Raw genomic sequence first — 23,302 nt, 5'->3', positions numbered from 1 at the left:
GTGAAAAAGCGGTACGAAAATACGGTGGACCCTTGGATATCCGGACCCCACCCGGGGGAGACTCAGGGACATCCGGTGACGACAGTCCTTCCCTCAGTGGCCGAGGAGGGTTCCATGTCCCTGCGAGAGCACGAACGACGCATCCTCGCGGAAATAGAGAAACAACTCAGCGAGGAGGCTCCGGCACTGGCCGGACGCCTGGAGGCCTTCGGGAGCGATGATCCCGACGCCCCCATCGACCCCGGTCTGCGAAGTTGGCGGCCCTGGGTCGCCTGCGGACTGATCGCCGCGGTCACCGCCGGGCTGCTGGTCCTGCTGTTCGTGCTCACGCCGAGCGCCCCGCAGCCGGACGTACCACGCCCCGCCGAGACCTCACAGGGCACCGAACCGGCACCGGAGGGCGGCACGGCGGACCGCGTCCCCGCGCCCGCCGACTGACCCACCACGCCACACCACGACGAAGGCCCCGCCCGGAGAAGCTCCGAGCGGGGCCGCACGCGCGCCCGACTACAGCGCGTTGGTGAACTTGGCGGCCAGCGGACCGGCGACCGACCCGCCGCCACCGCCACCCTCGACCACGAGGGCGAAGGCCACGTCGCCCTTGTAACCGACCATCCACGCGTGGGTGGGCAGTTCGTCGTCCTCGTCGGCGTCGTCGGCGGTCCCGAACTCGGCGGAGCCGGTCTTGCCGAACACGTCCCCCTGGAAGCCGGCGTCCTTGGCCGTGCCGTCCGTGATCACCTCGCGCATCATCGGGCGCAGGGCCTCGGCGTTGCCGATGGTCTGCGGCTCGCGCAGGTCGTCCCGAGCGGGCTCGGTGACCAGCACCGGCTGACGCCACGAGCCGTCCGCGATGGCGGCGGGCACCGTCGCCATGTGCAGCGGCGAGGTGAGGATCTGACCCTGGCCGATGCCCTGGGCGCCCATCATGGTGGTGCTGTCCACGGCCGGGAAGCTCGGCTCCTGGGTGCTCACACCGATGTCCAGCGGGGCGTTCATCCCGAACTGCTCGGCACTGGCCTGGAGGGTCTCCGGGCTCAGGATCTGGCCGATCTCGTGCACCAGGGCGGTGTTGCAGGAGGTCGCGAACGCCTCCGACACCGACTGCTGGCCGTACTCGCCACCGCCCGCGTTGCGGAAGGGCCACCCGCCCAGCTCGTACTCCTCCGGGCAGTCCATGGTGGCGTCCACCGACAGACCGTTGTCCAGGAGGGCGCTGTAGGTGACGATCTTGAAGGACGAACCCGGCGGGTACTGGCCCTCGAAGGCGCGGTTGAAACCGCCGGGCACGTTCACCGCGGCCAGGACCTCCCCGGTGGACGGGCGGACCGCCACCAGACCGGCGGGGTCGTCGGCGTCGATGATCGCGTTGGCGGCCGCGTTCTGGACGCCCAGGTCGAAGCTGGTGGTGATGGACTCGCCGTCGGAGCCGTCCAGGGAGGCGACGGTGTTCTCCTCGGTCACCTCCGGAGCCTCGCCGCCCTCGATCTCTGCGGCGTCCACCATCACGATGGTCGTGGCGGCCTCACCGGCCAGCCGCTCCTCGTAGGTGCGCTGGAGCCCGGTCTTGCCCACGGTGTCACCGACGTTGTACGCCGGTCCCAACCGCTCGACGTCCTCCTCGTCGGCCTCACCCAGCTCGCCCACGATCATCTGGATCGAACCGGAGACGTCCGGGGCGTCCAGACGGGTGCCGTCGGCGGCCAGGACCTGTCCGCGCTCGCCCCACACCGCTGTGCGGGTGAGGATCTGGCCCTCACCGAGCCCGGGATAGGCGACCTCGGGGGAGAACTCGACCAGCCACTCGCCGTCCTGCCGGACCAGCGGGAGTTCGCCCTCCCAGCCGAAGTCACTGGCGTTGGTCAGCGACAGCGTGACCTCGTAGGCGGCACTGCCGGTGCCGCCGTCCGTGGTGGGGGCGGCGACCTCGACGTCGACGCCGTTCACACCCAGGCCGGAGTCGATCCCGCCGAGGATCGCCTCGGCGTCGTCGCCGGTGGTGACGGCGGCAAGACGGGCGAAGTCCTGCTCCTCCCAGGCGGCCTCGAACTCGGCCGTGGCCTCCTCGGGCTGCGGCAGCGTGTAGACGTACCAACCGGCTCCCGCGCCGACCAGGGCCAGCACGACCACGGTCGCGACCACGCCGATGACGAGCCCGCGCCGGGACTTCCGGGGCGGCGGACCCGGGTCGTAGTCGTCGTAGTCGTCCTCGGGACCACCGGGTCCCCGTGGGCCCTCGGGGCCGCCGGGTCCGCCCGGCGCACCGGCGCCGCCGTAGAGGTACTCGTAGCCCTCACCGCGACCGTCCCGTTCCTGTGCCCCGGACCCGTCGTGCGGCTCGGGAGCGGACCCCGGGTAGGGGGTGTCGCCCTGGTAGGCGGGCTGACCCGCGTACGGGGTCTCCCAGGGCTCGGGGGAGGCCCCGACGCTCTCGTGGCCCTGGGCCGTCTGGGCCCAGCCGTCCTGGGGCGTGTGCCCGGGGGTGTCCCTGGGCGAGGATCCGACCGGAGTGCCCCACGGTTCGTAGGGCTCCTTCTCGGAAGCGTGCGCGTTCTCACGCGAACCCGGAGGCGGGACCGGCGTGCCCCAGCTGTCCGAGTGCGCCTGCGGCCCGGAGGGGGCGTCCCAGCCGTACTGCGGGGACGGCGGATCCGAGGGCGCGCCCCAGCCGTCCGCCGCAGCCTGCGGTTCGGGGGTGGAGCCCCAGTTCGGCTCGGAGGCGTGCGAGGAGGTGCCCCAGGTGTCGGCCGGTGTCTGTGGGCCGGACGGGGTGTTCCACCCGTCGCGTGGGGTCTGCGGTTCGGGGGTCGCTCCCCAGCCCTCAGTTGAGGAAGGTGTGGAACCCCAGGTGTCGGCCGGTGTCTGTGGGCCGGACGGGGTGTTCCACCCGTCACGAGCGGCCTGCGGATCCGGGGTCGCTCCCCAGCCCTCGGTCGAGGAAGGTGTGGAACCCCAGTCGTCGGTCAAGGGCTGTGAGGTCTGCGGGTCGGGAGTGGATCCCCAGCTGGGCTCGGAAGCCCGCGAGGGAGAGCCCCAGCTGTCCGTCGCGTCCTCGGTCGAGGTTCCTGGTGTGACGGGGGCGCCCCACGGCTCCTGGGACTCGGCCGGACCGGTCCAGCTCCCAGAGGAGGTCTGGGATCCCGTGGTGGCGTCCCAGCCGTCTCGGGAGGAGGACGGGGCGGGCGTGCCCCAACTGTCGGAAGGGGCCTCGGAGGCGGCGGGTGAGTCCCAGTCCTCCGACGGAGCCTGGGGGTCGGGGGTCGAACCCCAGCTTGAGGACGGAGGCGCGACAGGGGTGCCCCACGGCTCGTAGGGCTCTTCGGCGGCGGGCGCCGAGTCCGGCTCGGACGCCTGGTGCGAACCCCGGTACGGGGTGCCCCAGGGCTCGTCCGCCCCGTCGTGACCGTCGGAGGGCGGCGCGGACTCGCCACCGCCGTACTGACCGGCGCCGGTGCCCCAGGGCTCCTCGGACACGCTCGGCTCCGACACCGGCGGGTCCGCCGGGCGCGGGTGCTCGAACCCGAAGTTCCCGGTGTCCGAGGGGCGGGCAGCTGAGGGCCGTTCCGGGATGCGGTAGGGGTTCTCCGGGCGCGACCGACGCGCCTCTGTACCGTCCGAGTCCTCGGGCGGCCCGGAGGAATCCGGCTGCCGGGGGGACCGTTCGTCCACGCCTGACCGTCCTTCGTTACGTTTTCCTGGAGATACCACGATGCCCCGCTCCCACCTCGGTGGGAACGGGGCACGAGGATGAGGTCGGCATGGCGGTCGCCTCTCGGCGCGGGGCACAACGGGGCTCCTGGCCGTCCGATCAGCCCACCCGCGAGGGGCGGGTGCCGGACACGGTATTCCGCGAAGGCAATAGTTGAGGCCCGGGGGACACTTGCTACCACACCGACCAACAGTGACTCTAACCCATAGGTCCGAGGAGTTGTTCCGCGAACCCTGGGAGAGCTCCATGCGCAATCTCACGGTGCCACACGGCGCGGATCGGGTAAAGACGAAGGGCCGGTCCCGCAAAGGGGTACGGGACCGGCCGGGAAGCTCACACGCGGCTACGCCTGGCGTGCGACGCTGGTCTGTTCCTCACGGGTGAGCAGCTTGAGGCGCTTGCGGCCGCGCTCGGCGCCCAGCTCCTCCTCGCGGGCCTCGATGCGCTTCCAGCCCTCCCAGGTGGTGTACTCGACACCGCGCTCGGCGAGCAGGGTCCGGAAGGCCACCGGGTCGGGCTCGGCGGCGGGGGTGAAGGCCTCGCGGTCGGCCACGAGGTTGGTCACGGTCTCCAGGGCGTCGCCCTTGGTGTGGCCGATGAGGCCGACCGGGCCGCGCTTGATCCACCCGGTGGCGTACACGCCGTCCACGTGCTTCTCGTCCAGGTCCAGGACCCGGCCCCCGGAGTTGGGGACGACCCCCCGGTCCTCGTCGAAGGGCAGGTCGGTCAGGGGCGAGCCCAGGTAGCCGATGGCCCGGTAGACGGCCTGGACCTCGGTGTCCACGTACTCGCCGGTGCCCTTGACGCTGCCGTCGCCGGTCAGCTCCATGCGCTCGGTGCGGATACCGCTGACCCGGTCGTCGCCGAGGATCTCCACGGGCGAGTGCAGGAAGTGCAGGTGCAGGCGGCGCTCGGCCCCGCGCTCGTCCCGGATCGCCCAGTTCTGGAGGACCTTCACGTTGGTCTTGACCTGGTTGGACTCCTCGCAGGCCTGGAGGCTGCCCTCGTCCATGTCGAAGTCCTCGGCGTACACCAGGACCTCGACGCCGGGCTGCTTGTCCAGCTCGCGCAGCTCCATCGGGGTGGCCTTGCACTGGGCGATGCCCCGGCGCGCGAACACGTGCACGTCGGTGATCCGCTTGGCGCGCAGACCCTCGTACACGTTGTCGGTGATGTCGGTGGACAGCAGGTCGTCGGCGTCCTTGGCCAGGATGCGCGCGACGTCCACGGCCACGTTGCCCGCGCCGATCACGGCCACGCTGGTGCCGTCGACGTGCCAGGACGGGGCGACGTCCGGGTGGGAGTCGTACCAGAAGACGAAGTCGGCGGCGCCGTGGCTGCCGGGCAGGTCCACGCCGGGGATGTCCAGGGGGCGGTCGCGGTCGCTGCCGGTGGCGAAGACGACCGCGTCGTAGTGGCGGCGCAGGTCCTCCAGCTTGAGGTCCACGCCGTACTCGACGTTGCCGTAGAAGGTGACCTCCGGCTTGTCGAGGATCTTGTGCAGGGCACCCTGGATCTGCTTGATCCGGGGGTGGTCCGGGGCCACGCCGTAGCGGACCAGGCCGTAGGGGGACGGCAGCTTGTCGAGGATGTCGATGCTGACGGACGTGCCGCACGAGGACAGGGTCTCGTCCTTGGTGAGCAGGTCCGCGGCGTAGATTCCCGCGGGGCCCGCACCAACGATTCCCACTCGCAGTGGTCGCGTCATCGCACAGCTCCAAGTCTTCGCGCCAGGGTCGGACGCCATAGGTAAGGCTTGCCTAATCTATCCGATGTCACCACCGGAAAAACCTACTATAGGGGTAGGGAATTCTTCTCTCCCCGCCGGGGAGTGGGAAGGCTCCGGATCGCCGCCCCGTGGCCGCGATCCAGGCGAGAGGCCGTGTGCGACCTCGCTGAAAGGGGCCTTCAGTCTGGGGTCAACGCCTCATCAAGGGGGATTCAGCCCCGTGGGGACTGTGGGGAAAGTCACTGCTGTTCCAGCTCCGCCTTGACTGAGGCAGCGTACCGGGAGATTCGCTCCTGGCCGGACAGCTTGGCGATCGCGCCCATGATCGCGTCGGTCGACTCCCGGCGCGCCTTCGCCCGGTCCGCCTGTCCCTCCCAGGGTGACAGGTCCACCGGCGCCCCGAAACGCACACCGACCCGGTTGAACGACGGAAGCCTGCGGCCGGGGGGAAGGATGCGCTCGGTGCCGGTGAGCGCGACCGGGACCACCGGCGCCCCCGTGCTCAACGCCAGCCATGCCAGGCCGGTCTGCCCCTTGTACAGGCGGCCGTCGGGGGAGCGGGAGCCCTCGGGGAAGATGCCGAACACCTCGCCGCCGTTGATGACCTCCACGCTGTTGTTCATCGCCTCCTGGGAGCTCTGCCCGGGGCGGCGGTCCACCGAGACCGGACCCAGCGCCCTGAGGGCGCGGGAGAACAGTCTCCGGAAGAACGTGCTCTCGTCGAAGAGCTCCTTCTTCGCGATGAACCGCACCTGCCGGGGGCAGGCCAGGCCGAGGAAGAGGGGGTCGATGTTCGACAGGTGGTTCGCGGCCAGGATCACCGGACCGTGTTCCGGGACCAGGTGCGCGCCCTCCACCTCCTGGGGCCACACCACACGGGTGACGGGTGCGACGACGGCCTTGGCCGCTCCGTACGGTGACACAGGTAGCCCCTTCTCGGTGGGTCGCGGAAATCGCGTGGGAGGCGCGGTGTGCGGGGACGAGAGGGGTCGGCCGCCCGCGACCGCGCCACCAGAGCCTATCCGGGTTCGCGACGGGCCGACGGGGCGAGGTCCGCCGAAGTCGGTGCCGCTGACCACTGCCGTGACCTGGGACACGCGCGCTAGGCTGATGGTCTAGACCTCTGATCCAGGTCGGAGGTCCCCTCCGGACGCGAACGAGGAAGACAGCCATGGCGAAACTGGTCGACGTCAGCCACCAGATCACCGACGGGATGAGCACCTGTCCCGGCCTGCCGCAGCCGGCGATCGAGGAGAGCACCACCGTCGCGGGCGCCGTCCCCGGGCACGGTGACAGCAGCGGCCGCGTCAGCATGGTGGGGGCCACCGGCACCCACGTCGAGATCCCCGCCCACCGCTACCGGGACGGGGCCGACCCCGCCGACCTCGACCTGGAACGTGTGGCGGACCTCCCCGGAGTGGTGGTCACCGCCACCGAGGGCCGTCAGATCGGCCCCGAGGCCTTCGCCGGGCTCTATCTGCGCGGGCGGGCCGTCCTGGTCCGCACCGGCTGGGACCGGCACTGGCGCACCGAGGCGTACGGTTCGTTCGACCACCCGCACCTGACCGAGACCGCCGCCAAGTCCCTGGTGGAGTCCGGCGCCACCCTGGTCGGCATCGACTCGGTCAGTGTCGACGACACCGCTCCCTCCACGGAGGGCTCCCGCCCGGTACAGGCCGCGCTGCTGGCGGCGGGCGTTCCGATCGTCACCCACCTGTGCCTCCTCGACCGGCTGCCGGAGGAGGGCTTCCGGTTCCACGCGGTTCCCGCCAAGGTCAGGGGGATGGCCGCGTTCCCGGTGCGGGCCTTCGCGGTGGTTGCCCAGGGCGGCTAGAGGTCGGCGTCGACGTCCTTCTGGGCCCGGCGCCGCTCGCGCTGGGCCCGTCGCTCCGCCTCCTGCTGGGCGGAGCGCTCGTCCTGGGCGACGGCGCTGGTCATGGAGTTGGCCAGCGCCCGCAGCTCCATGTTGATCCTCGGATAGGCGGGCAGGCGCGGCAGGGCCCCCAACCTCGGGGTGCGGCGCTCCTCCATCGCGGAGATGAGCTCGTGGAAGGCCAGGTCCACCCGCTGGAGGGTGATGGTGCCCGCCGTCTCCGGACTGCGGTCCTGCGACAGCGCCGCCAGAGCCAGGTATCCGATCCGCTGGGTGGCCACCACCACCGGCCACAGCGGGCGCGTGGAGGAGGCGCGGGGGACGTCGCCGATCGCGCTGTCGTAGACACCGCGCAGGCTGACCAGGGCGGACCGCATGTCACGGCGCAGACGGTAGCGGCGCTCCTCGGTGATCTCCACGTCCTGGTCCAGCACCGCCATCATGCACTGGCGGGTGCTCGCCAGGACGTTCGCGATCGCCTGGGGCAGGCGGGTCGCGGAGGCCCGCCGCCACAGCAGCAGCGCGCCCGCCATGCCGAAGGCGGACCCGACCAGGGTGTCGATGATCCTGGAGCCCGCGAGCTCGGCCACCGGGTAGGGGTTGGCGGTGTACGACAGCATCAGCGCCATCGGCGTCAGCAGCACCGAGCCGTAGAAGAAGTTGCGGCCCACCACCAGCTGGGTGGCTCCCTGGAGCAGCCCGGCCAGGAGGATCACCGCGACCAGGGGCAGGTCGAGGGTGAGCAGCGCGACGCCGCCGAGCACACCCAGCAGGGTGCCCAGCGAGCGCTGGACCGAGCGGTTCATGGTCAGCACCACGTTGCCGCCCTGGAGGACCGCCGTGGTGGTCAGGGCCACCCAGTAGTAGTGGTCCAGGCCCATCGAGAGCCCGAACGCGCCCGCGATGGTCACCGTCAGCCACATGCGCAGCGCGGTCGGGCGGATCAGGGAGTCGCCGCTGAGGCTGGAGCGCAGCGAGCTCCACAGCGCCGGGTAGCGGTCGTCGTGGAGGTCGGCGGTGCGCCTGTCGTCCTCCTCCTCGTCCGAACCGCGCCGCGCCGACTGGGCCGCGCGCGACAGCAGGTTGTACAGGCGCGCCTCCAGGGAACGGGGGCGCATGCCCCGGCGCAGGTCGTCCAGGGAGTCCGGATCGGGGGCGCTGGCCGGGTCTGCGACGGCCAGGGCCATCTGGTCGGCGAACTCCGCCGCCTGTTCGGGCAGCGGAGCGGGCCGGGCCATGCACACCTGGGTCGCGGCCAGGTGGATGTCGGAGACCCAGCGCAGCAGTGCCCGCAGGCGCGCGGCCTCGGACGTGGTGCGGTAGCCGCGCGTCTGGCCGAGCAGCACGATGCGCCACGCCTCCGCGAGCGCCACGGACGCCGCGTGCTGGGCGTGGTCGAGCTCGGGGGTGCCCACCGCGCGCAGCAGGGTGGCCAGCTCCCGGTAGGCCGCGGCCACCGCCCTGTATTCGGGGTGGCGGGCCCGCAGCGGGGCGCCGGACATCGACACGGTCCACCCGACGGCGGCGCCCAGGGCGGCGACCAACGCGTGCAGGGGAACCTCGGCCAGACCGCCGGGAGCGATCGTGGAGATGGTGGCGACCAGCACGAAGAACATCGTCCCGGGCTTGTCGACCCGCCAGGCGGCGCACACCCAGGTGGCGATCCCGGCGGTCAGCCCGATGGAGGCCACCGCCGCCCACGGGGAGAGTGAGGCGGCCAGGGAGTTGACGGTCACCGCCGCGACGAACCCCAGCCCCACCAGGGCCAGAGCGGCGGCGCGGTAGGCGTAGGGGGTCTTCTTCTCGTACAGGACGGTCATGGAGCCCAGGGCGGCGAGCGTGCCGATCTGGGGTCCGAAGATCAGCGCGGCCAAGGCGAAGGACACGGTCATCGCGACGGCCGCCTGGAGTGCGGTGGTCCAGGCCCAAGGCCCGGCCTCCAGGCCGAAGATCGCCCTGAGGTCGACGCGGGGTCGCGGGCGCTCACCCACCGTGACACGCTCCGGGGCCTTGGCGGACTCGTCCCCGCCGAGGTTCAGCGGGCCGGTCTCGCCAGTGGTTCCCAGATCTCGCACGTGGCCATCCTAAGCCGAAATACCGTGACGAAAGGGCACGTAGGCCGCAGATGTGCCCTATCAGGCACTCTGGGCCGTGGTCTCCCTGACGTCTCTGAGCTCGGTCTCCGCCCGCTCGGCGCGCTCCTGGGCGCGGTCGCGCGCCTCCTCGGCCACGGACAGACGCGCGGCCGCCGCCTCCCTGGCCTCGGTGAGGGTGAGTTCGGCGTTGCGGCGCTGGGTGTCCAGCTCGGTGGTGAGGCGTTCCAACTCCGTGGTGAGGCGGGCACGCTCGGCCCCGGCGGCCGCCCGGTCGGACTCCAGTCTCTGGTGGGCGCGCTCCAGCTCGGTGCCGAACCGGGCGCGCTCGGTCTCCAGGGCCCCCGCGTTCCGCGCGGCCTGTTCCTCGGCGTGCTCGGCCCGGGCCAGCGCCCCGCGCTCGGCCAGCTCGGCCTCGTCCCGGCGGCGGGACTGCTCGGCCAGGTCGGCGCGCAGGCGCTCGGCCTCCACCTGGACCCGTTCCAGGCGCTCGGCTGATGCGGCCCGCTCCCGCAGGAGTTCGGTGCGGGCCCGTTCCGTGGTCTCGGTGATCCGGCGTTCGGCGGCGGCCAGACCGGCGTTGGCCTCGGCCACGGCGGCGTCGCGTTCGGCGGCGGCGGTACGGGCCAGCTCGGCCTGGCGTTCACCTTCGGTCTCGGCGGTGTCCCTGCGGTGCAGGGCCTCCTCGGCCATGCGCTCGGCGTCCTGGGTGGCGGTCACGGCGGCGGCGGTGGTCTCCTCCGCCGAGCGGCGGGCGGCCTCGGCCTCACGGCGGCGGTTCTCCGCCTCCAAACGGGCGGAGTCGGCCTCCGACACCTGGCGGGCGGCGGCCAGTCGGGCCGCCTCCACCTGCGCCTCGGCGGCGGCCGGGTCGGACATCGTCGCGAAGGCCTCGGTCGCGGAGTCGAGGGTGGCGCTGAGCTGTTCGGCCTGGACGGCGAACCGGGTGAGGAGGTCGTCCGCGCGCAGCCGGGCGGCGGTGACGGGCTCCGCGCCCTGGGCGGGCGCCGTGGCGGCCGTCTTCTCGTCCGGTTCGGCGCGGGCCGCCTCCTCGGCGTTCTCGGCCTCCTGAGCCAGCCGCTGCCGTTCCTTCCATGCCCGCCAGCGGGTGTGTTCGGGCAGGTCGCAGTATTGCGGGGGGCGTCCGGGGGAGGAGCCCCGGGGAACCGGGCGGGTACAGCCGGGAAAGATGCAGGTGCTGGAGTCGGAGGAGGCCACGGGCCCGAGCGTAGCGGTTCGCCGCCCGCCCACGCCGGGGTGTGTCGCGGGGTGTCGCCGGACGGGCGCGGACCCGAGCCCGTCCGGGCACGGAGAAGCCCCCGCGCGGGACGTGGGTATGACCGCGCGGGGGCTGGTTCGTGGGGCCGCCGCCGCCCTGTCCGCCGACGGCGGGTGGGGGAGGGGCCGTGTGCCGCTAGTCGTGGGCGCCGAAGCCGTCCACGCGGCAGACCATCGTGGTGACGAAGGGGCGGAACCCCTCCTGCTCCAGGAAGCTGATGTCCTCGGAGGCCGTGGCCAGCGCGGAGAACTCGACGTCACGGATGCCCATGGAGGCGAGCTGGCGGCGGACCTCCTCCAGGAGCTTGGAGCCCACCCCGGTGCCGGTGTAGTCGGGGTCGATGGCGAAGGTCTGCACGACGGCGACGCGCTCGCCCCGGTCCCAGCTGCCCTGCGCGTTCTCGCGGACGGTGACCATCGCGTACCCGGCCAGGTCCCCGTCGTGCTCCGCGAGGATCGCCATGGTGTCCGGGTCACGGAGCCAGGCCACGTACTGGGCGCGGCGGCGGCGCCAGGACTCGTCCAGGCTCACCGAGCTGATGATGTCCTCGAGGTGCGGGGCGGTCATCGTGTGCTGCTGGTGCAGGGCGCCCCACAGGTCCGCGAGCTCCTCCACCTCGTGCGCGCCGAGGTAGCGGAAGCCGAGAACGCCGACGTTCGTCGAACCAGGTTTGGTCATCAGCGAAGTTTGCATGTTCTTCTCACCCGTTCCACCAGCATGGGGTGCGGTTCCCCGGGAGTCGCGCTCTGCGCCTCCTTGGTTGAGCTGTGGGTCTGACTGTACGTGCCGGTATCAACCGGAACAGGTGCGACACGGGAGAAAAGGAAGCATGACGTCTCTGTGGAGAAAAAATAGCGAATCTTTCTTCTGGAGGTCACCATGGCCGGTGAAGGCGACATCGGTGGACGATGTGTAAGGAATCACCATCAAACGCTGATTAATCAGACCGGAACACCATCGAAACCTGTTCGTTCTGTCCTAAATTGGGACGCATGATCGACGTTCGGCGGTTGCAGCTCCTTCAGGCCCTTGACCACCACCGCACGGTGGCCGCCACCGCGGAGGCCCTCAACGTCACGCCGTCGGCGGTCTCCCAGCAGCTCGCCGCACTGGCCAAGGAGGCCGGCGTGCCCCTCGTCGAACGCCAGGGCCGCCGCTTCCTGCTCACCGGCGCAGCCCGGGTCCTGCTCAAGCGCGCGCACGTGATCTTCGCGGAGATGGAGCGTGCCGCCGCCGACCTGGCCGAGTACACCGACGGCGACCGGGGGGTCGTGCGTGTCGGCTCCTTCTCCACCGGCATCAGCGACCTCGTCGCCCCCGCCCTGGCCCGTCTGCGCACCAGCCACCCCGGCTGGACCTTCGAGGTCGTCCAGGCCGAACCGGAGGAGAGCGCCGAGATGGTGCGCTCCGGCCGCCTGGACGTGGCCGTCACCATGTCCACCAGCCATCTGCCCGCTGCCGGAGACCCGGACTTCCGCAGCGACCCGGTCATGGTCGAGCTCTTCGACGCGATCCTGCCCTACCAGCACCCCCTGGCCACCCGGACCAGCCTGCACCTGGCCGAGGACCTGGCCGGTGAGGACTGGATCATGTCCGGGCCGGGCACCGCGTGGAACTCCTGTGTGACCGCTGCCGCCAACCAGGCCGGGTTCCAGCCGCGGGTCGTGCACACGGTCGACGACTTCAGCGCCGTCTTCTCCATGGTCCAGGCGGGTCTCGGCGTCGCCCTCATGCCGAGGCTGGCGTGGACGGGGCTCAACCACCCGCAGATCGTCGTACGCGGGGTACGCGAGACCGCGCGCCGCCACATCGTCGTCCTGTCCCGGGCCGGGTCCACCCCCGAACCTCTGCTCACCGCCGTCCGCGAGGCCGCCAGCAAGGTCCCGGTCCCCTCGGTCGGCCCCTTCGCCATCGCGGGCTGACCCGGGAGGCCGCGCCCCCGTGCCCCGGGCGCTCGGGTCCCGGGCGCTCGGGTCCGGGAGTCGGACCGCCGCCGGAGTTCAGAAGGGGAGCGGCGGGACCTCGTCGAGCACGTCCTCCGCCGCCTGGTGCAGGTAGGAGGCGACCACGCGGATCGGGCGCCAGGCCCAACCCCCGGTGCGCCCGGCCAGGTACACCTGGCGGAAGCCACCCAGTTCCCCGAGGGGGGCGTGCGCGACCCCGCGCCGGGTGGAGGTCGAGAGCCGGGGCACCACGCCCACGCCCGCGCCGGTGGCGACCAGTTCCTCGAACAGCTCCAGGGTGTCCACGCGGTGCCGGATCCTCGGGGTGAACCCGGCGTCGGCGCACATCCGCTGGAGGAGGGCCTCCTCGTCGCCCCGGAAGGGGCTGGCGATCCATGAGGCGTCGGAGAGCTCGCGCAGACGGCGACGGGTCAGCGTTCGGCTGTCCGCCCCCTGGGAGGGCTGGGAGAGCAGGAGCGCCTCCGTTCCCACCGGATACACCGTCAGCGTGCCCGGGAATTCCCGGGGGAGAAGACTGTACTGGTACACCACCCCCAGATCCGCCCCTCCGTCCTGGAGCAGATCCAGGGCCTGGTCCGACTCGTACTCGGTCAGGCGGATGTCGATCCCGGGGTGGTCGCGCCGCAGACGGCGGACGGCCGGGAGCACGATCGGCGCCGCGGACGTGTACATCACCAGGTCGACACGGCCGACGGGGTCGGTGTCGCCGTCGAACTCCGCCTGGGCCGCCTCCACCCGGGCGAGGATGTCCACGGCGTGCTCCGCGAGCCGACGTCCGGCCGGGGTGAGCCGCACCCGCCGTCCGTCGGGGACGAGGAGGGGAACCCCGGCCTCCTTCTCCAGGACGGCGAAGTGTTTCGAGACGGCCGACGTGCTCATGCCTGTGACCTCGGACACAGCCGCCATCGTCCCGAGTCGCTCCAGTTCGACGAGCAGTCGGAGCCGGGTGAAGTCCATCAACCAAAACTACATGGTTCGTCAACCATCAGTCCGTGGACAGAAACGAACGCCATGGGTCCAATGGTCGGGTGATCCGCTCCTTCCTCTCCTCGCCCCGCCGTGCCCGGATTCAGGTCCCGGCGCCGTTCATGCTGCTCGTCGCCATGTTCACGCTGCACACGGGCAGCGCCCTGGCCGTGACCGCCTTCGACCAGGCGAGTCCGGCGACGGTCACCTGGCTCCGGCTGACGTGGGCGGCGCTCCTCCTCCTGATGCTCGGCGGCCCCTCCCTGTGGCGTGCCGTGCGCGCCGCGACCCCGCGTGAGCTGGGCGCGGTGGTGATCCTGGGCACAGCGAGCGCGGGGATGATGCTGTTCTACTCCGAGGCGACGGCGCGGATCGAGCTCGGCACCGCCACCTCCATCGAGTTCCTCGGGACCCTCGTGGTCGCCGTCGCGGCCATGCGCCGCCGCCGGGAGCTCGTGTGGATCGTCGCGGCGGTGGTGGGCGTGGTCTGCCTGACCCGCCCCTGGCAGGGCGATCTCGACCTCGCGGGCATCGGATTCGCGCTGGCCGGGGCGGTCTGCGTGGTCGGCTACATCGTGCTCACCCAGCGGGTCGGGGCCGGGTTCGGCGCCGTTCACGGCCTGGCCCTCGCGATGACCGTGGGCGCGCTGGTGACCGCGCCGCTGGGTGCCCCGGCGGCCCTCGCCGAGCCCGACCTCGAACTCGTGATGTTCACGCTGCTCATCGCGCTGCTCTTCCCGATGGTGCCGTTCCTGCTGGAGATGATCGCCCTCCAGCGGATGAGCCGCACCGCCTACAGCACCTTCTCCAGCCTCGAACCCGCCGTGGCGCTGGTGATGGGCATGGTCATCATCGGTCAGGCGCCGGTGGCCGTGCAGCTGGTCGGGATGGCCCTGGTGGTGGTCGCGGGGGTGGGCGCCGCCCGAGGGGACCGGGGGTCCGGGCCCGCGGTCCCCCGGAGGGAGACCGTGCGGAGGCGTCGTGTCCGCACGGACGCCACCTCCACCGACCCGGAACCCCGGTCGGCCGCGGCCGACGCGCCACACGAGGCCGCAGCGCTTCCGGAGATCGCCGAGGCGGTGCGGGACCTCGCGGTTCCGGCCGACACCTCACGGGATCGCCAGCCCCAACGGGCCGCCTGAGCCCGGTCCTCCGCCGCGTGCCCCCGAGAGGGCGGACGCGGCGCGGCGGGGGACCGCCATCGTGCCGACCCGCCACCACCGGGTGAGCGGGTCGTCGTTTGCGACTTTCGTTCCAGTGGTGACACCATTGGAACGAAAAGAGACCGACACCGAATGAGGACGACGATGGGCACCAACGGGTACCGGGCAGTCCGGAGCCTGGCCACCGCCGCGACGATCGCCGGAGTGGGCGCGGGCCTGGGTGCGGGGGCCGTCTGGCTGTGGCGCAACCAGGCCGAGGTCGCCACCCGGCGTCCGATCAACGAGTGGACGTTCACCCACATGGACGCCCTGATGCCCACCCGGGCCGTGCCCCGGTCCGGGCGTCCGAGGCCGCTCCCGCGCGCCCCGCGACCGCTGCCGGTGGTCTATGAACACCGGGGCCGCCAGCGCACCCTGGGGGAGCTGCACGAGGCCACCCACACGACCGGCTTCGCCGTCGTGCACCGCGGGGTCCTGGTCCACGAGACCTACCCCGGGCGCTTCGCCGCCCCCGACACCCGCTTCCAGCTCTTCTCCCTGACCAAGTCCGTCACCTCCGTTCTGGTCGGCATGGCCCTGGCCAGAGGCGATCTCGGATCCCTGGACGAACGGGTCTCGGACCACCGGCCGGACCTGGCGGGCACCGCCTACGCCGACGCGACCGTCGAGGACCTGCTCCGTATGAGCAGCGGCGCCGGAGACGAACGGCTGGAGGACTACCCCGACCCCTCGGCCACCATCAACGACTTCGAACGGGCCGTCACCGGCGGCGGCTCCCTCCTGGCCGTGCTCAGGGGAGTCCCCGCCACGGTGGCGCCGGGCACCCGCTTCAACTACTCCACCCTGGACACCCAGGTGCTGGGCTGGGTCCTCGAATCCGCCGTGGGCATGCCCCTCGCCGCGTACGCGGCCGAGCTGTGGGAGCGGATCGGCGCACAGGACGACGCCTACTACTTCCTCACCAGGGAGCGCCCGCGCACCGCCCTGGGCGGCGGATCGTTCAACGCCACGGTGCGCGACCTGGCCAAGGTCGGCCTGCTCATGTCCCGGGGCGGTGTGCTGGACGGCGAACGCCTCCTGCCCGAGGGCTGGACCGAGCGGGCGCGCGGGGCGGGGGTGCCCCACCTGGAGGTGGGCGCCCTCGGATCCACCGCGACGCCGCACTACGGCTACTCGGACCTGTGGTGGACCCTCGGAGGCGAGCGGCGGGCCCACACCGGCCTGGGCATCCACGGCCAGTTCCTGTGGGTCGACCCCGAGGCGGACGTGGTCGTGGTCAAGACCAGTGCCTGGCCCACCGCCGACGACACCGACCGGGACGCCGAGACCGTCGCGGCCCTGCGCGCGGTCGTGGCCCACCTGGAGCGGGGATGACGGGCGCCGGGGGCGCACGGCGGGGGCGGCCCCCCTCGACCGGCCTGACCCCGGCCACCATCCTGGACACGGCGCGGGCCGTCGTCGAGGAGGACGGTCCGGACGCCCTGACCCTGCGCAGGCTCGGCCGGGACCTGGGGTCCAACCACACGGCGGTGCTGCGGCACTTCTCCGGCAAGGACGACATCCTCGTCGGCCTGGCCGAGCGCCTGATCGAGGAGGCGATGCGGGACTTCGCCGCCTCCGACAGCTGGCGGGAGACCCTCGCCGACCTCGCCCGACGGATCCGGCGGGCCTGCCTGGCCCACCCGAGGGTGGCGCGGCTGGTGTCCACCCGGGTCACCCGTGGACCGGCCGAGCTGCGCGGAGCCGACGCCGTGGTCGGGGCGCTCCTGCGGGCCGGGTTCACGGACCGGGAGGCCGCCGGCTACTACCGCGCCCTCGTGGACACGGCCTTCGCCATGAGCTCCTACGAGGCCGGGTTCCGGGCGCTGGCCCCGGAGCAGCAGGAGGCGGACCGGTCGGCCTGGCGGCGTTCGTACCTCACGGCGTCCGCGTCGGAGCACCCCCACCTGGCGGCGGTGGCCCCCGTGCTCCCGGAGGTGGACGACCTCGACCAGTTCGAGGTGACGGTGGGGCTCCTCCTGGACGCCCTGGAGCTGCGAGTGGAGCGTGCCCCGGGCGACCGGTGACGGGCCCGGCGCGGTCGGGCCCGGCGCGGTCGGGCCCGGCGCGGTCGGGACCGGGGCGCGAGCCGGAGGAGGGAGCGGTGTCCGCGCGCGGCGGGGGCACGGGCAGACCCGGGGACGGCTCAGCCGTCCTCGGGCAGGCGCAGCTCCACACCGGCGGAGATGTCGCGCAACGCCTGGACGTGCTGGTCGAAGGCCTCTCTCCCCTCGGGGGTGAGGAGGAGGGAGGTCCGTGTCCGGCGTCCGACCCGGAACTTGGTCACCCCGACGTACCCGGCCTGCTCCAGGGTCGCGATCTGCTTGGACAGGACGGAGTCGCTGACCTCCACGGTGTCCCGCAGGACCCGGAACTCGATCTGGCTCGCCGAGGCCAGGGCCGCGACGATCGAGAAGCGGACGGGGGAGTGGATGACCTCGTCCAGTCTGCTGCGGGGGTGGTTCACCGAACTCTCCCGCTGCGGCGCAGGACGATGAGGCCCGTCACGGTCGTGGGGACGGCGCTGAGCACGGCCAGGGGCACCCACCACAGGAGCTCGCCCCGGAAGAGGACCGAACCCGGCACCATGGCGACGACGTAGACCAGGCTCCACCCCGCCATGCCCCAGTTGTGCAGCTTGGTGTGGTCGAGCGGCTTCACGGGCTGGCGGAGGCTGTAGACGATCAGCACCACGAGGGCCACCAGGAAGAAGGCCAGGCCCGCCATGGCCCCGCCCACGGTGCCGGTGATCCCGACGGCCAGCAGCAGGACCGTGCTCGTCAGGCCGAACGCGACGCCGTAGAGCGTGTACCAGCGACCCATCGGGCGGACCTTCGCGTCCAGTAACCGGGCCTGTTCCAGAGCGTCGTAGGCGTCCTCGCGGCGCATGCGCTTCCCTTCGATCGGTGTCATGTTTCGAGCATGGCACTCACTTTCCACAATGGCAAGTGTTTTCCGGTTGGTTCTCCGGGTGCGGGGTGGCGACGGCGGCCACCGTGGGCATGACACGCGCCACCCCGCCGCACCGCGCCTCAGTGCGCGCGGCCGTCTCCCCATGCACTAACTTGGTCCGAATCATGGCGGCCAAATCTGACCTCGAACTCCTGCGCACCCACGAACCAGTGCTCATGTGCACCAAGGGGGAGCTCTTCTTCCCCACCGACGTGGACGCCTACGTACGCAGTTGCAGTCTCTGGATCGAGGAGCCCGGCGGACGTGAGAGCGTCATCGTCCCCGCCGGGGAACTCACCCTCGACCGGCTCTCCCAGGCCGAGGAGGAGTGGCCGGGCCGCCACAAGCACCTCCGCTTCGTCCAGGAGGAGACGCTGCGCGAGGAGGCCCGGCGCTTCAAGGGCATCGCCCGCTCGGTCATCCCCAAGAGCGGCCGCCTGGCCGCCGTGGGCGTGCTCGGCCGCGTCCTCGACATCCTGATGAAGCTCTCCCTGCTCATCCGGGGGGCCGTCCCCGGCGGCGTCACCTTCGCGGCGGTCACCCGCTACCGCGAGCGCGTGGACAACGGCGGCGCCACCTACTACGGCCGCGTCACCCGCGAGGGCGGCTACATCGTCCTCCAGTACTGGTTCTTCTACGCCATGAACGACTGGCGCACCATCTACGGCGGGGTCAACGACCACGAGGCCGACTGGGAGCGCGTCACCGTCTACGTGGTGGAGAACCCCGACGGCACCACCCGGCCCGTGTGGGTCGGCGCCTCCTCGCACGAGTACCACGGCGACGACCTGCGCCGCTCCTGGGCCGACCCCGACCTGCACCGGGACGGAGTCCACCCGGTCATCTACGTCGGCGCGGGCTCGCACTCCCACCAGATGCTCCCCGGCGACTACCTCATCCAGGTGGACCCCGCCTTCCTGCGCGGACTCGTGAGCGGTTGGCGCAGGTTCACCCAGCGGCTGTTCCGCGCCGACGCCGCCATCAACCGGCACGGTATCGGCGTGCCCTTCGTCGACTACGCGCGCGGCGACGGGGAACGGCTCGGCCCCGGCGGCGACCGCGAGTGGAACGCCGTCCTGATCGACGAGGACACCCCCTGGGTGCACGGCTTCCGTGGCCTGTGGGGGCGTGACACCCGTGACTTCTTCGAAGGCGAGCGGGCCCCCAGCGGTCCCCGGTACGAGCGCGACGGCACCATCCGCCGCTCCTGGGCCGACCCGCTGGCGTGGGTCGGGCTCCAGAAGGTCGCGCCCACCGAGAGCGCCGCCCGCTCCGAACTCCGCTCCCACGTGCGCGGCCTGGAAACGCGCCTGCGCGGCCTCGACGGCGACGTCGTCAGCCGACGCGACCGCCTCCGCCAGCTCGACTCGGCCCGCATGGCCCTGGAGCGGGAGGCGGCCTCCCGCCCCCGCGCCCGCGAGTACGCCCAGCGGATCGAGGGTCTGGAGAAGGAGCTCGCGGAGGTCTACGAGAAGCGGGCCCTGCTCGCGGACGAGCGCGACACCCTCCTGCGCTCCCTGGACAGCGACGCCCCGCTGGTGCCGTCACCGACCGGGCACCTCAGGGCGCCCCACATGCCCTACGCCTCCGGCGAGCAGCGCGCCAACCGCTTCCTGCACCTGTGGGTCGCGCTGAGCACACCGCTGCTGCTCATCTCGCTGGCGCTGACGCTGTTCCTGCTCCACGGACAGATGACGCTCTGGGCCATGCTCGGCGTGGTCCTGGCCTTCGCCGCGATCGACTCCGTCGCCCGCCGCAAGTTCGTCCAGTACGTCACGGGGATCGCGATCGCGGCGGTGGTGGTCGGACTGGTCGTCGGGGTGGTGGCCGCCTTCATCGCGGACTGGCGCATCGCCATCACCGTCCCGATCGTCCTCATCGTGGTCGTCCTGCTGGTGGTCAACATCCGCGACCTCATGCGCCGCTGACCCTCCCCGCAGGGTCCCGGGCGGTGCCGACGCCGCCCGGGGCCCGTTCCGGGCGGGCGTCGCGGCGTCCGTGCATGATGGACCCATGGACGATGCGCTGTTCGGACCACCCACCGTTCCCGTCGCACCGGGAGCGGTCCACCTGCCCGGCTGGCTCACCCCGGACGCCCAGGCCGACCTGGTCCGGCGATGCAGGGAGTGGGCCCGGGGACCGGCCGGAACCCGCCGCCACACCATGCCGCGAGGCGGGGTCATGAGCGTGTCCATGACCTCACTCGGCTGGCAGTGGGTTCCGTACTCCTACTCCCGGACCCTGCCCGACGGCACACCCGTCCAGCCCTTCCCCGACCTGCTCGGAGACCTGGCCCGGCGCGGCGTCGAAGCCGCCTACGGAGCCCCGTACGAAGGCGATCCCTACGACGTCGCCCTGGTCAACTTCTACGACGCCGACGCGCGCATGGGCATGCACCAGGACCGCGACGAACGGTCCCCGGCCCCGGTGGTCTCGCTCAGCCTCGGTGACTCCTGTGTCTTCCGGTTCGGCAACACCGAGACCCGCACCCGCCCCTACACCGACGTCGAACTCCGCAGCGGTGACCTGTTCGTCTTCGGCGGGCCCTCCCGGCTGGCCTACCACGGGGTCCCCCGCACCCGTCCGGGCACCGCCGACCCCGCCCTCGGGCTGAACGGCAGGCTCAACATCACCCTCCGCGCCTCCGGCCTGGGCGACTGACTCCGGGACGGATCCCGGCGGGGGCGCCCCGGCGTGTCGGGACGCGCTCCGCCCGCCCGCCGCGTCAGGATCGGGCAGGTCAGGCCAGGCAGGGAAGGGCAGACCATGACCGAATCCGCGCCCGAACGCACCATGGCGCTGGGGCGGAAGGAGGCAGCGCTCCCCGCCGACGCGCCGCCCGGTGAGTGCCGGATCATCCTGTACCGGTCCGGTGAGCGCCAGCACGAGGCGGCCACCCTCGCGGAGGCGCACGCGGCGGTGCGCGCCGACCCCTCGCTGGGGGCCTGGGTCAGCCTGACCGAACCCAACCGGGAACAGCTGCTGGAGGCGGCCCGCGAGTTCGACCTGCCCCGGCTGGCGGTGGAGGACGCCATCGTCGCCCACCAGAGGCCCAAGGCCGAGACCTACGGTGACGTGTTCTTCCTGGTGCTCCGGCCAGCCACGTACGACGAGCGCCTGGAGACGATCAAGGTCGGGGAGGTGCACGTCTTCGGCACCCGCGACGTGGTCATCACCGTCCGCCACGACCCCTCGGTGGACTTCGAGCAGATCCGATCCCGGCTGGAGTCCAACCCCCACATGATGGGCCACGGAGCCCTCGGGGTGATCTACGCCGTCCTGGACCGGGTCGTGGACGACTACGCGCCGGTCGTCGCCGCCCTCCAGGAGGACATCGACGAGGTGGAGAGCGCCGTCTTCGCGGGGGCCAGGGACGCCTCCCAGCGCACCTACCGGCTGGCCCGGCAGATCATCCTGTTGCAACGGGCGGTCGACCCGCTCGGCCAGGTCCTGGCGGAGATCATGGAACCCCTGGACAGCCCCGAGCGGTTCGGCCCCAACATGCCCCGGCCGGGCCAGCACCACAAGGGAGAGCTGCGCGAACACCTCCGCGACGTGGCCGACCACGTGGCGGCCGCCCGTGACCACGTCGAGGGGTTCCGCCAGCTGTTGAGCAACATCATGACCGTGGAGAGCAACCTGGTCGACCGGGCCCAGAACGAGGCGATGAAGAAGGTGTCGTCCTGGGGCGGGATCCTGGTCGTCCCGACGCTCATCGCGTCGGTCTTCGGGATGAACATCGCGCCCCAGCCCGGCTTCCACTGGGTGTTCAACTGGCCGCTCGTCCTGGCGTTCATGTTCCTCTCGTCGCTGCTCCTCTACTTCCTCTTCCGCCGCAACGACTGGCTGTGACGTCGGCTCAGGGGCTGAGCAGGGAGCGGACCGACTCCAGGTCGCGCCGGGCCGTCTCCGCGTGCTCCTCGGCCTCCGCCCGGGTCCGGCGCCACTCGTCGACCGCCGCGTCGACCTGCTGGTCCAGCCTGCGGCTCTGGTGCCGGAACGCGGTCTCGGCGTCGACCTTCTCCCGATGGGACACGAGGAGGGCGTAACCGGCGGCGACGGCGCCGACCAGGGTCAGCGCCCACAGGAAGCCGTTGGACGTGAGCAGGGACAGCAACAGCAGGGCGCCGGTGGTGACCGAGGCGCCCCAGAAGAACCTCCGGTGCCCGCCGTCGGGGGCGGTGCGCCGGCGCAGCCGCTGACGCGCGCCCTCGACCTGCTGGCGGTCGGCCCCGGAGGGCGTGACGCGGACCGGGACCCCGTGCAGTCGCACCTCCGTCGTCTCGGAGAGCTCGTCGCCGGCCCGGTCGGCCAGCTCCTCGGCGGTGTCCAGGACGGCCGAGCGCAGGAGGACCAGCGAGAACGTGCGTCGGTGCGGGGGCGCGTCCTCCCGGGTCAGGTCCCGCTGGAGGAGCGAGCCCACGGTACCGACCTCGTCGCCCCAGGTCGGGAGGGTGCCCTTATGGCCGCTGTTCTCGATCACCGCGCGCAGGCGGCTGGCCTCGGCCAACAGGGGTGCCTCCTCCGGGCTGCCCTCCTCCACGAGCAGTCTCAGGGAGTCCTGGAGGAAGTCGGAACTGGCCTGGTCCGGACTGAGCACGTCGGGGGTGGCGTCCTCACCTCCCGGAGCGGTGATCCGCGCGATCCGCTCGCGCAGGCGGGCCAGTGTCGAGGCGGCCTCGCGCCGTGGCGCGGCGGCCGTGCTCCCGCCTCGGGGATCCCGGGCACCACGGCCCTTGGCGGGAGGGGTGGCTGCGGCCCACTCACCCACCAGCGGGATCCGGACCTCCTCGGCCGACCAGCCGCGCAGCGTGGACAGCAGCAGGTGCTCGCGGGCGTCGTCCCCGAAGGAGCCGTCGGCGGTGAGGATCCACAGCGCGCGCTGGCCCCGGGTCACCTCGGAGCCGGGGTCGGGCAGCAGGGGCAGGAGGTCCGCGGACACGCCCTCGCCGAGGGTGCGGGCGTGCTCGGCGCGGGTGAGCGCACCGGCCAGCGCCGCGAAGGTGCGGGCCCGCTCGGGGTCGACGGCCGCGGCCTCGTCGAAGTGCGGACGGGCACGGGCGAGGTCGTCGCGCAGCAGGGAGTGCAGGCCGCGCGCGGCCGGGACGAGCCAGTACCCGGGGACGTCGTCGAGGTCCAGGCTGGGCAGGGGGGTCCCGTCCAGCATCTGGAGGGTGCGGTGGCGGGCCATGGCGGCGGCGTCGAACATCGCCAGGGTGGCGCGGACGTCGCTGAGCTCGATGAAGGCGTCCAGGGTGGCCGACACCCGGTCCAGCCGCTGTTCCAGAGTGCCCCTGACCCGCCCCAGTTCGGATCGCATGCGGCTGCGCTCGCGGTCCATCCGCGAGTAGGCGATGTTCAGGTCCTCCTTGAGCTCGCGGATCCTCCTGTCCTGGGAGCCGTCCCTGGACAGGAAGATCTGTGAGTAGTCGGTGTGGCTCATGCCGTCCCTTTCCCTGCGCGTCGGCGGTCGCCGGGGCGCACCCTGGATTGTGACGGGTCCGGATCCGTTCTGGTTCGGGGGTTGCCACGGGC

19 protein-coding genes are annotated in these 23,302 nt (G+C 72.2%); 9 read left to right on the top strand and 10 right to left on the bottom strand.

Annotated features, from left to right (window positions below):
• The first annotated feature begins 114 nt into the window (after positions 1–114).
• Positions 115–438 (top strand): DUF3040 domain-containing protein, encoded by a 324-nt coding sequence (locus AC0VYL_RS15350; RefSeq protein WP_475453609.1) that lies wholly within the window; start codon positions 115–117, stop codon positions 436–438.
• A 69-nt stretch (positions 439–507) separates the two neighbouring features.
• On the opposite strand, the gene AC0VYL_RS15345 is transcribed toward AC0VYL_RS15350, so the two are convergent.
• The 3 genes from AC0VYL_RS15345 to AC0VYL_RS15335 form a co-directional block, all read right to left on the bottom strand.
• Positions 508–3,669 (bottom strand): penicillin-binding transpeptidase domain-containing protein, encoded by a 3,162-nt coding sequence (locus AC0VYL_RS15345; RefSeq protein WP_475480546.1) that lies wholly within the window; start codon positions 3,667–3,669, stop codon positions 508–510.
• 383 nt (positions 3,670–4,052) lie between these two features.
• The gene (locus tag AC0VYL_RS15340) at positions 4,053–5,399 is read right to left on the bottom strand and encodes an FAD-dependent oxidoreductase (protein WP_475463096.1); all 1,347 of its coding nucleotides are present in this window, start codon (positions 5,397–5,399) and stop codon (positions 4,053–4,055) included.
• A 278-nt stretch (positions 5,400–5,677) separates the two neighbouring features.
• Positions 5,678–6,361, bottom strand: a complete 684-nt coding sequence (locus AC0VYL_RS15335) for a lysophospholipid acyltransferase family protein (RefSeq protein ID WP_475453605.1) — start codon at positions 6,359–6,361, stop codon at positions 5,678–5,680.
• A gap of 248 nt (positions 6,362–6,609) precedes the next feature.
• On the opposite strand from AC0VYL_RS15335, the gene AC0VYL_RS15330 reads away from it, so the two are divergent.
• Positions 6,610–7,272, top strand: coding sequence for a cyclase family protein (locus AC0VYL_RS15330; protein ID WP_475480545.1), 663 nt, complete (start codon positions 6,610–6,612; stop codon positions 7,270–7,272).
• Here AC0VYL_RS15330 and AC0VYL_RS15325 read toward each other — a convergent pair.
• From AC0VYL_RS15325 to AC0VYL_RS15315, 3 genes are all read right to left on the bottom strand, one after another.
• The gene (locus AC0VYL_RS15325; protein ID WP_475463094.1) at positions 7,269–9,350 is read right to left on the bottom strand and encodes an FUSC family protein; all 2,082 of its coding nucleotides are present in this window, start codon (positions 9,348–9,350) and stop codon (positions 7,269–7,271) included. The genes AC0VYL_RS15330 and AC0VYL_RS15325 overlap by 4 nt on opposite strands.
• Before the next feature lie 96 nt (positions 9,351–9,446).
• Complete coding sequence (locus AC0VYL_RS15320; protein WP_475480544.1) at positions 9,447–10,622, bottom strand: hypothetical protein; 1,176 nt, start codon at positions 10,620–10,622, stop codon at positions 9,447–9,449.
• 196 nt (positions 10,623–10,818) lie between these two features.
• A complete protein-coding gene (locus tag AC0VYL_RS15315) occupies positions 10,819–11,361 on the bottom strand; it encodes a GNAT family N-acetyltransferase (RefSeq protein ID WP_475453599.1) in 543 nt (180 codons plus the stop codon).
• Between the two features lie 314 nt (positions 11,362–11,675).
• Between AC0VYL_RS15315 and AC0VYL_RS15310 the strand changes: the two genes are divergently transcribed.
• On the top strand, positions 11,676–12,605 hold the full coding sequence (locus AC0VYL_RS15310) for a LysR family transcriptional regulator (protein ID WP_475453597.1): 930 nt from the start codon (positions 11,676–11,678) through the stop codon (positions 12,603–12,605).
• A gap of 78 nt (positions 12,606–12,683) precedes the next feature.
• Here AC0VYL_RS15310 and AC0VYL_RS15305 read toward each other — a convergent pair whose 3' ends face one another.
• Positions 12,684–13,604: a LysR family transcriptional regulator gene (locus AC0VYL_RS15305; RefSeq protein ID WP_475453595.1), complete on the bottom strand. Its 921-nt coding sequence runs from the start codon at positions 13,602–13,604 to the stop codon at positions 12,684–12,686.
• 71 nt (positions 13,605–13,675) lie between these two features.
• Between AC0VYL_RS15305 and AC0VYL_RS15300 the strand changes: the two genes are divergently transcribed.
• The 3 genes from AC0VYL_RS15300 to AC0VYL_RS15290 all read left to right on the top strand — a co-directional run bounded on the left by AC0VYL_RS15300 (position 13,676) and on the right by AC0VYL_RS15290 (position 16,842).
• On the top strand, positions 13,676–14,755 hold the full coding sequence (locus AC0VYL_RS15300) for an EamA family transporter (protein ID WP_475480543.1): 1,080 nt from the start codon (positions 13,676–13,678) through the stop codon (positions 14,753–14,755).
• Positions 14,756–14,908: 153 nt separating this feature from the next.
• Positions 14,909–16,150: a serine hydrolase domain-containing protein gene (locus AC0VYL_RS15295; RefSeq protein ID WP_475480542.1), complete on the top strand. Its 1,242-nt coding sequence runs from the start codon at positions 14,909–14,911 to the stop codon at positions 16,148–16,150.
• Positions 16,147–16,842, top strand: coding sequence for a TetR/AcrR family transcriptional regulator (locus tag AC0VYL_RS15290; protein ID WP_475480541.1), 696 nt, complete (start codon positions 16,147–16,149; stop codon positions 16,840–16,842). The genes AC0VYL_RS15295 and AC0VYL_RS15290 overlap by 4 nt, the downstream gene beginning before the upstream one ends.
• A gap of 119 nt (positions 16,843–16,961) precedes the next feature.
• Here the strand turns inward: AC0VYL_RS15290 and AC0VYL_RS15285 are convergent, their stop codons facing one another.
• Entirely contained in the window at positions 16,962–17,282 is a 321-nt protein-coding gene (locus AC0VYL_RS15285) for a winged helix-turn-helix domain-containing protein (protein ID WP_475480540.1), read from the bottom strand.
• Entirely contained in the window at positions 17,279–17,728 is a 450-nt protein-coding gene (locus AC0VYL_RS15280) for a hypothetical protein (protein WP_475453585.1), read from the bottom strand. The genes AC0VYL_RS15285 and AC0VYL_RS15280 overlap by 4 nt, the downstream gene beginning before the upstream one ends.
• A gap of 164 nt (positions 17,729–17,892) precedes the next feature.
• Here AC0VYL_RS15280 and AC0VYL_RS15275 point away from each other — a divergent pair, with 164 nt between their 5' ends.
• The 3 genes from AC0VYL_RS15275 to AC0VYL_RS15265 all read left to right on the top strand — a co-directional run bounded on the left by AC0VYL_RS15275 (position 17,893) and on the right by AC0VYL_RS15265 (position 21,619).
• Positions 17,893–19,695, top strand: a complete 1,803-nt coding sequence (locus AC0VYL_RS15275; protein ID WP_475480539.1) for a hypothetical protein — start codon at positions 17,893–17,895, stop codon at positions 19,693–19,695.
• An 85-nt stretch (positions 19,696–19,780) separates the two neighbouring features.
• Positions 19,781–20,428, top strand: coding sequence for an alpha-ketoglutarate-dependent dioxygenase AlkB family protein (locus AC0VYL_RS15270; protein WP_475453581.1), 648 nt, complete (start codon positions 19,781–19,783; stop codon positions 20,426–20,428).
• A gap of 105 nt (positions 20,429–20,533) precedes the next feature.
• Positions 20,534–21,619, top strand: coding sequence for a magnesium and cobalt transport protein CorA (locus AC0VYL_RS15265; protein ID WP_475480538.1), 1,086 nt, complete (start codon positions 20,534–20,536; stop codon positions 21,617–21,619).
• A 7-nt stretch (positions 21,620–21,626) separates the two neighbouring features.
• Here AC0VYL_RS15265 and AC0VYL_RS15260 read toward each other — a convergent pair whose 3' ends face one another.
• A complete protein-coding gene (locus tag AC0VYL_RS15260) occupies positions 21,627–23,210 on the bottom strand; it encodes a hypothetical protein (protein ID WP_475480537.1) in 1,584 nt (527 codons plus the stop codon).
• Between the last annotated feature and the right edge of the window lie 92 nt (positions 23,211–23,302).

Source organism: Nocardiopsis sp. iso_238, assembly GCF_056173325.1.
The sequence above is the reverse complement of the archived record's forward strand: the minus strand, read 5'-3'. Positions and strand labels throughout refer to the sequence as shown.

What these genes read in the sequence shown, in the direction of transcription:
- AC0VYL_RS15280 (WP_475453585.1), bottom strand. Translation starts at nt 17,728, where the DNA reads ATGACACCGATCGAAGGGAAGCGCATGCGCCGCGAGGACGCCTACGAC.
- AC0VYL_RS15315 (WP_475453599.1), bottom strand. Translation starts at nt 11,361, where the DNA reads ATGACCAAACCTGGTTCGACGAACGTCGGCGTTCTCGGCTTCCGCTAC.
- AC0VYL_RS15275 (WP_475480539.1), top strand. Translation starts at nt 17,893, where the DNA reads ATGGCGGCCAAATCTGACCTCGAACTCCTGCGCACCCACGAACCAGTG.
- AC0VYL_RS15260 (WP_475480537.1), bottom strand. Translation starts at nt 23,210, where the DNA reads ATGAGCCACACCGACTACTCACAGATCTTCCTGTCCAGGGACGGCTCC.
- AC0VYL_RS15305 (WP_475453595.1), bottom strand. Translation starts at nt 13,604, where the DNA reads ATGGACTTCACCCGGCTCCGACTGCTCGTCGAACTGGAGCGACTCGGG.
- AC0VYL_RS15295 (WP_475480542.1), top strand. Translation starts at nt 14,909, where the DNA reads ATGAGGACGACGATGGGCACCAACGGGTACCGGGCAGTCCGGAGCCTG.
- AC0VYL_RS15290 (WP_475480541.1), top strand. Translation starts at nt 16,147, where the DNA reads ATGACGGGCGCCGGGGGCGCACGGCGGGGGCGGCCCCCCTCGACCGGC.
- AC0VYL_RS15270 (WP_475453581.1), top strand. Translation starts at nt 19,781, where the DNA reads ATGGACGATGCGCTGTTCGGACCACCCACCGTTCCCGTCGCACCGGGA.
- AC0VYL_RS15330 (WP_475480545.1), top strand. Translation starts at nt 6,610, where the DNA reads ATGGCGAAACTGGTCGACGTCAGCCACCAGATCACCGACGGGATGAGC.
- AC0VYL_RS15310 (WP_475453597.1), top strand. Translation starts at nt 11,676, where the DNA reads ATGATCGACGTTCGGCGGTTGCAGCTCCTTCAGGCCCTTGACCACCAC.
- AC0VYL_RS15350 (WP_475453609.1), top strand. Translation starts at nt 115, where the DNA reads ATGTCCCTGCGAGAGCACGAACGACGCATCCTCGCGGAAATAGAGAAA.
- AC0VYL_RS15265 (WP_475480538.1), top strand. Translation starts at nt 20,534, where the DNA reads ATGACCGAATCCGCGCCCGAACGCACCATGGCGCTGGGGCGGAAGGAG.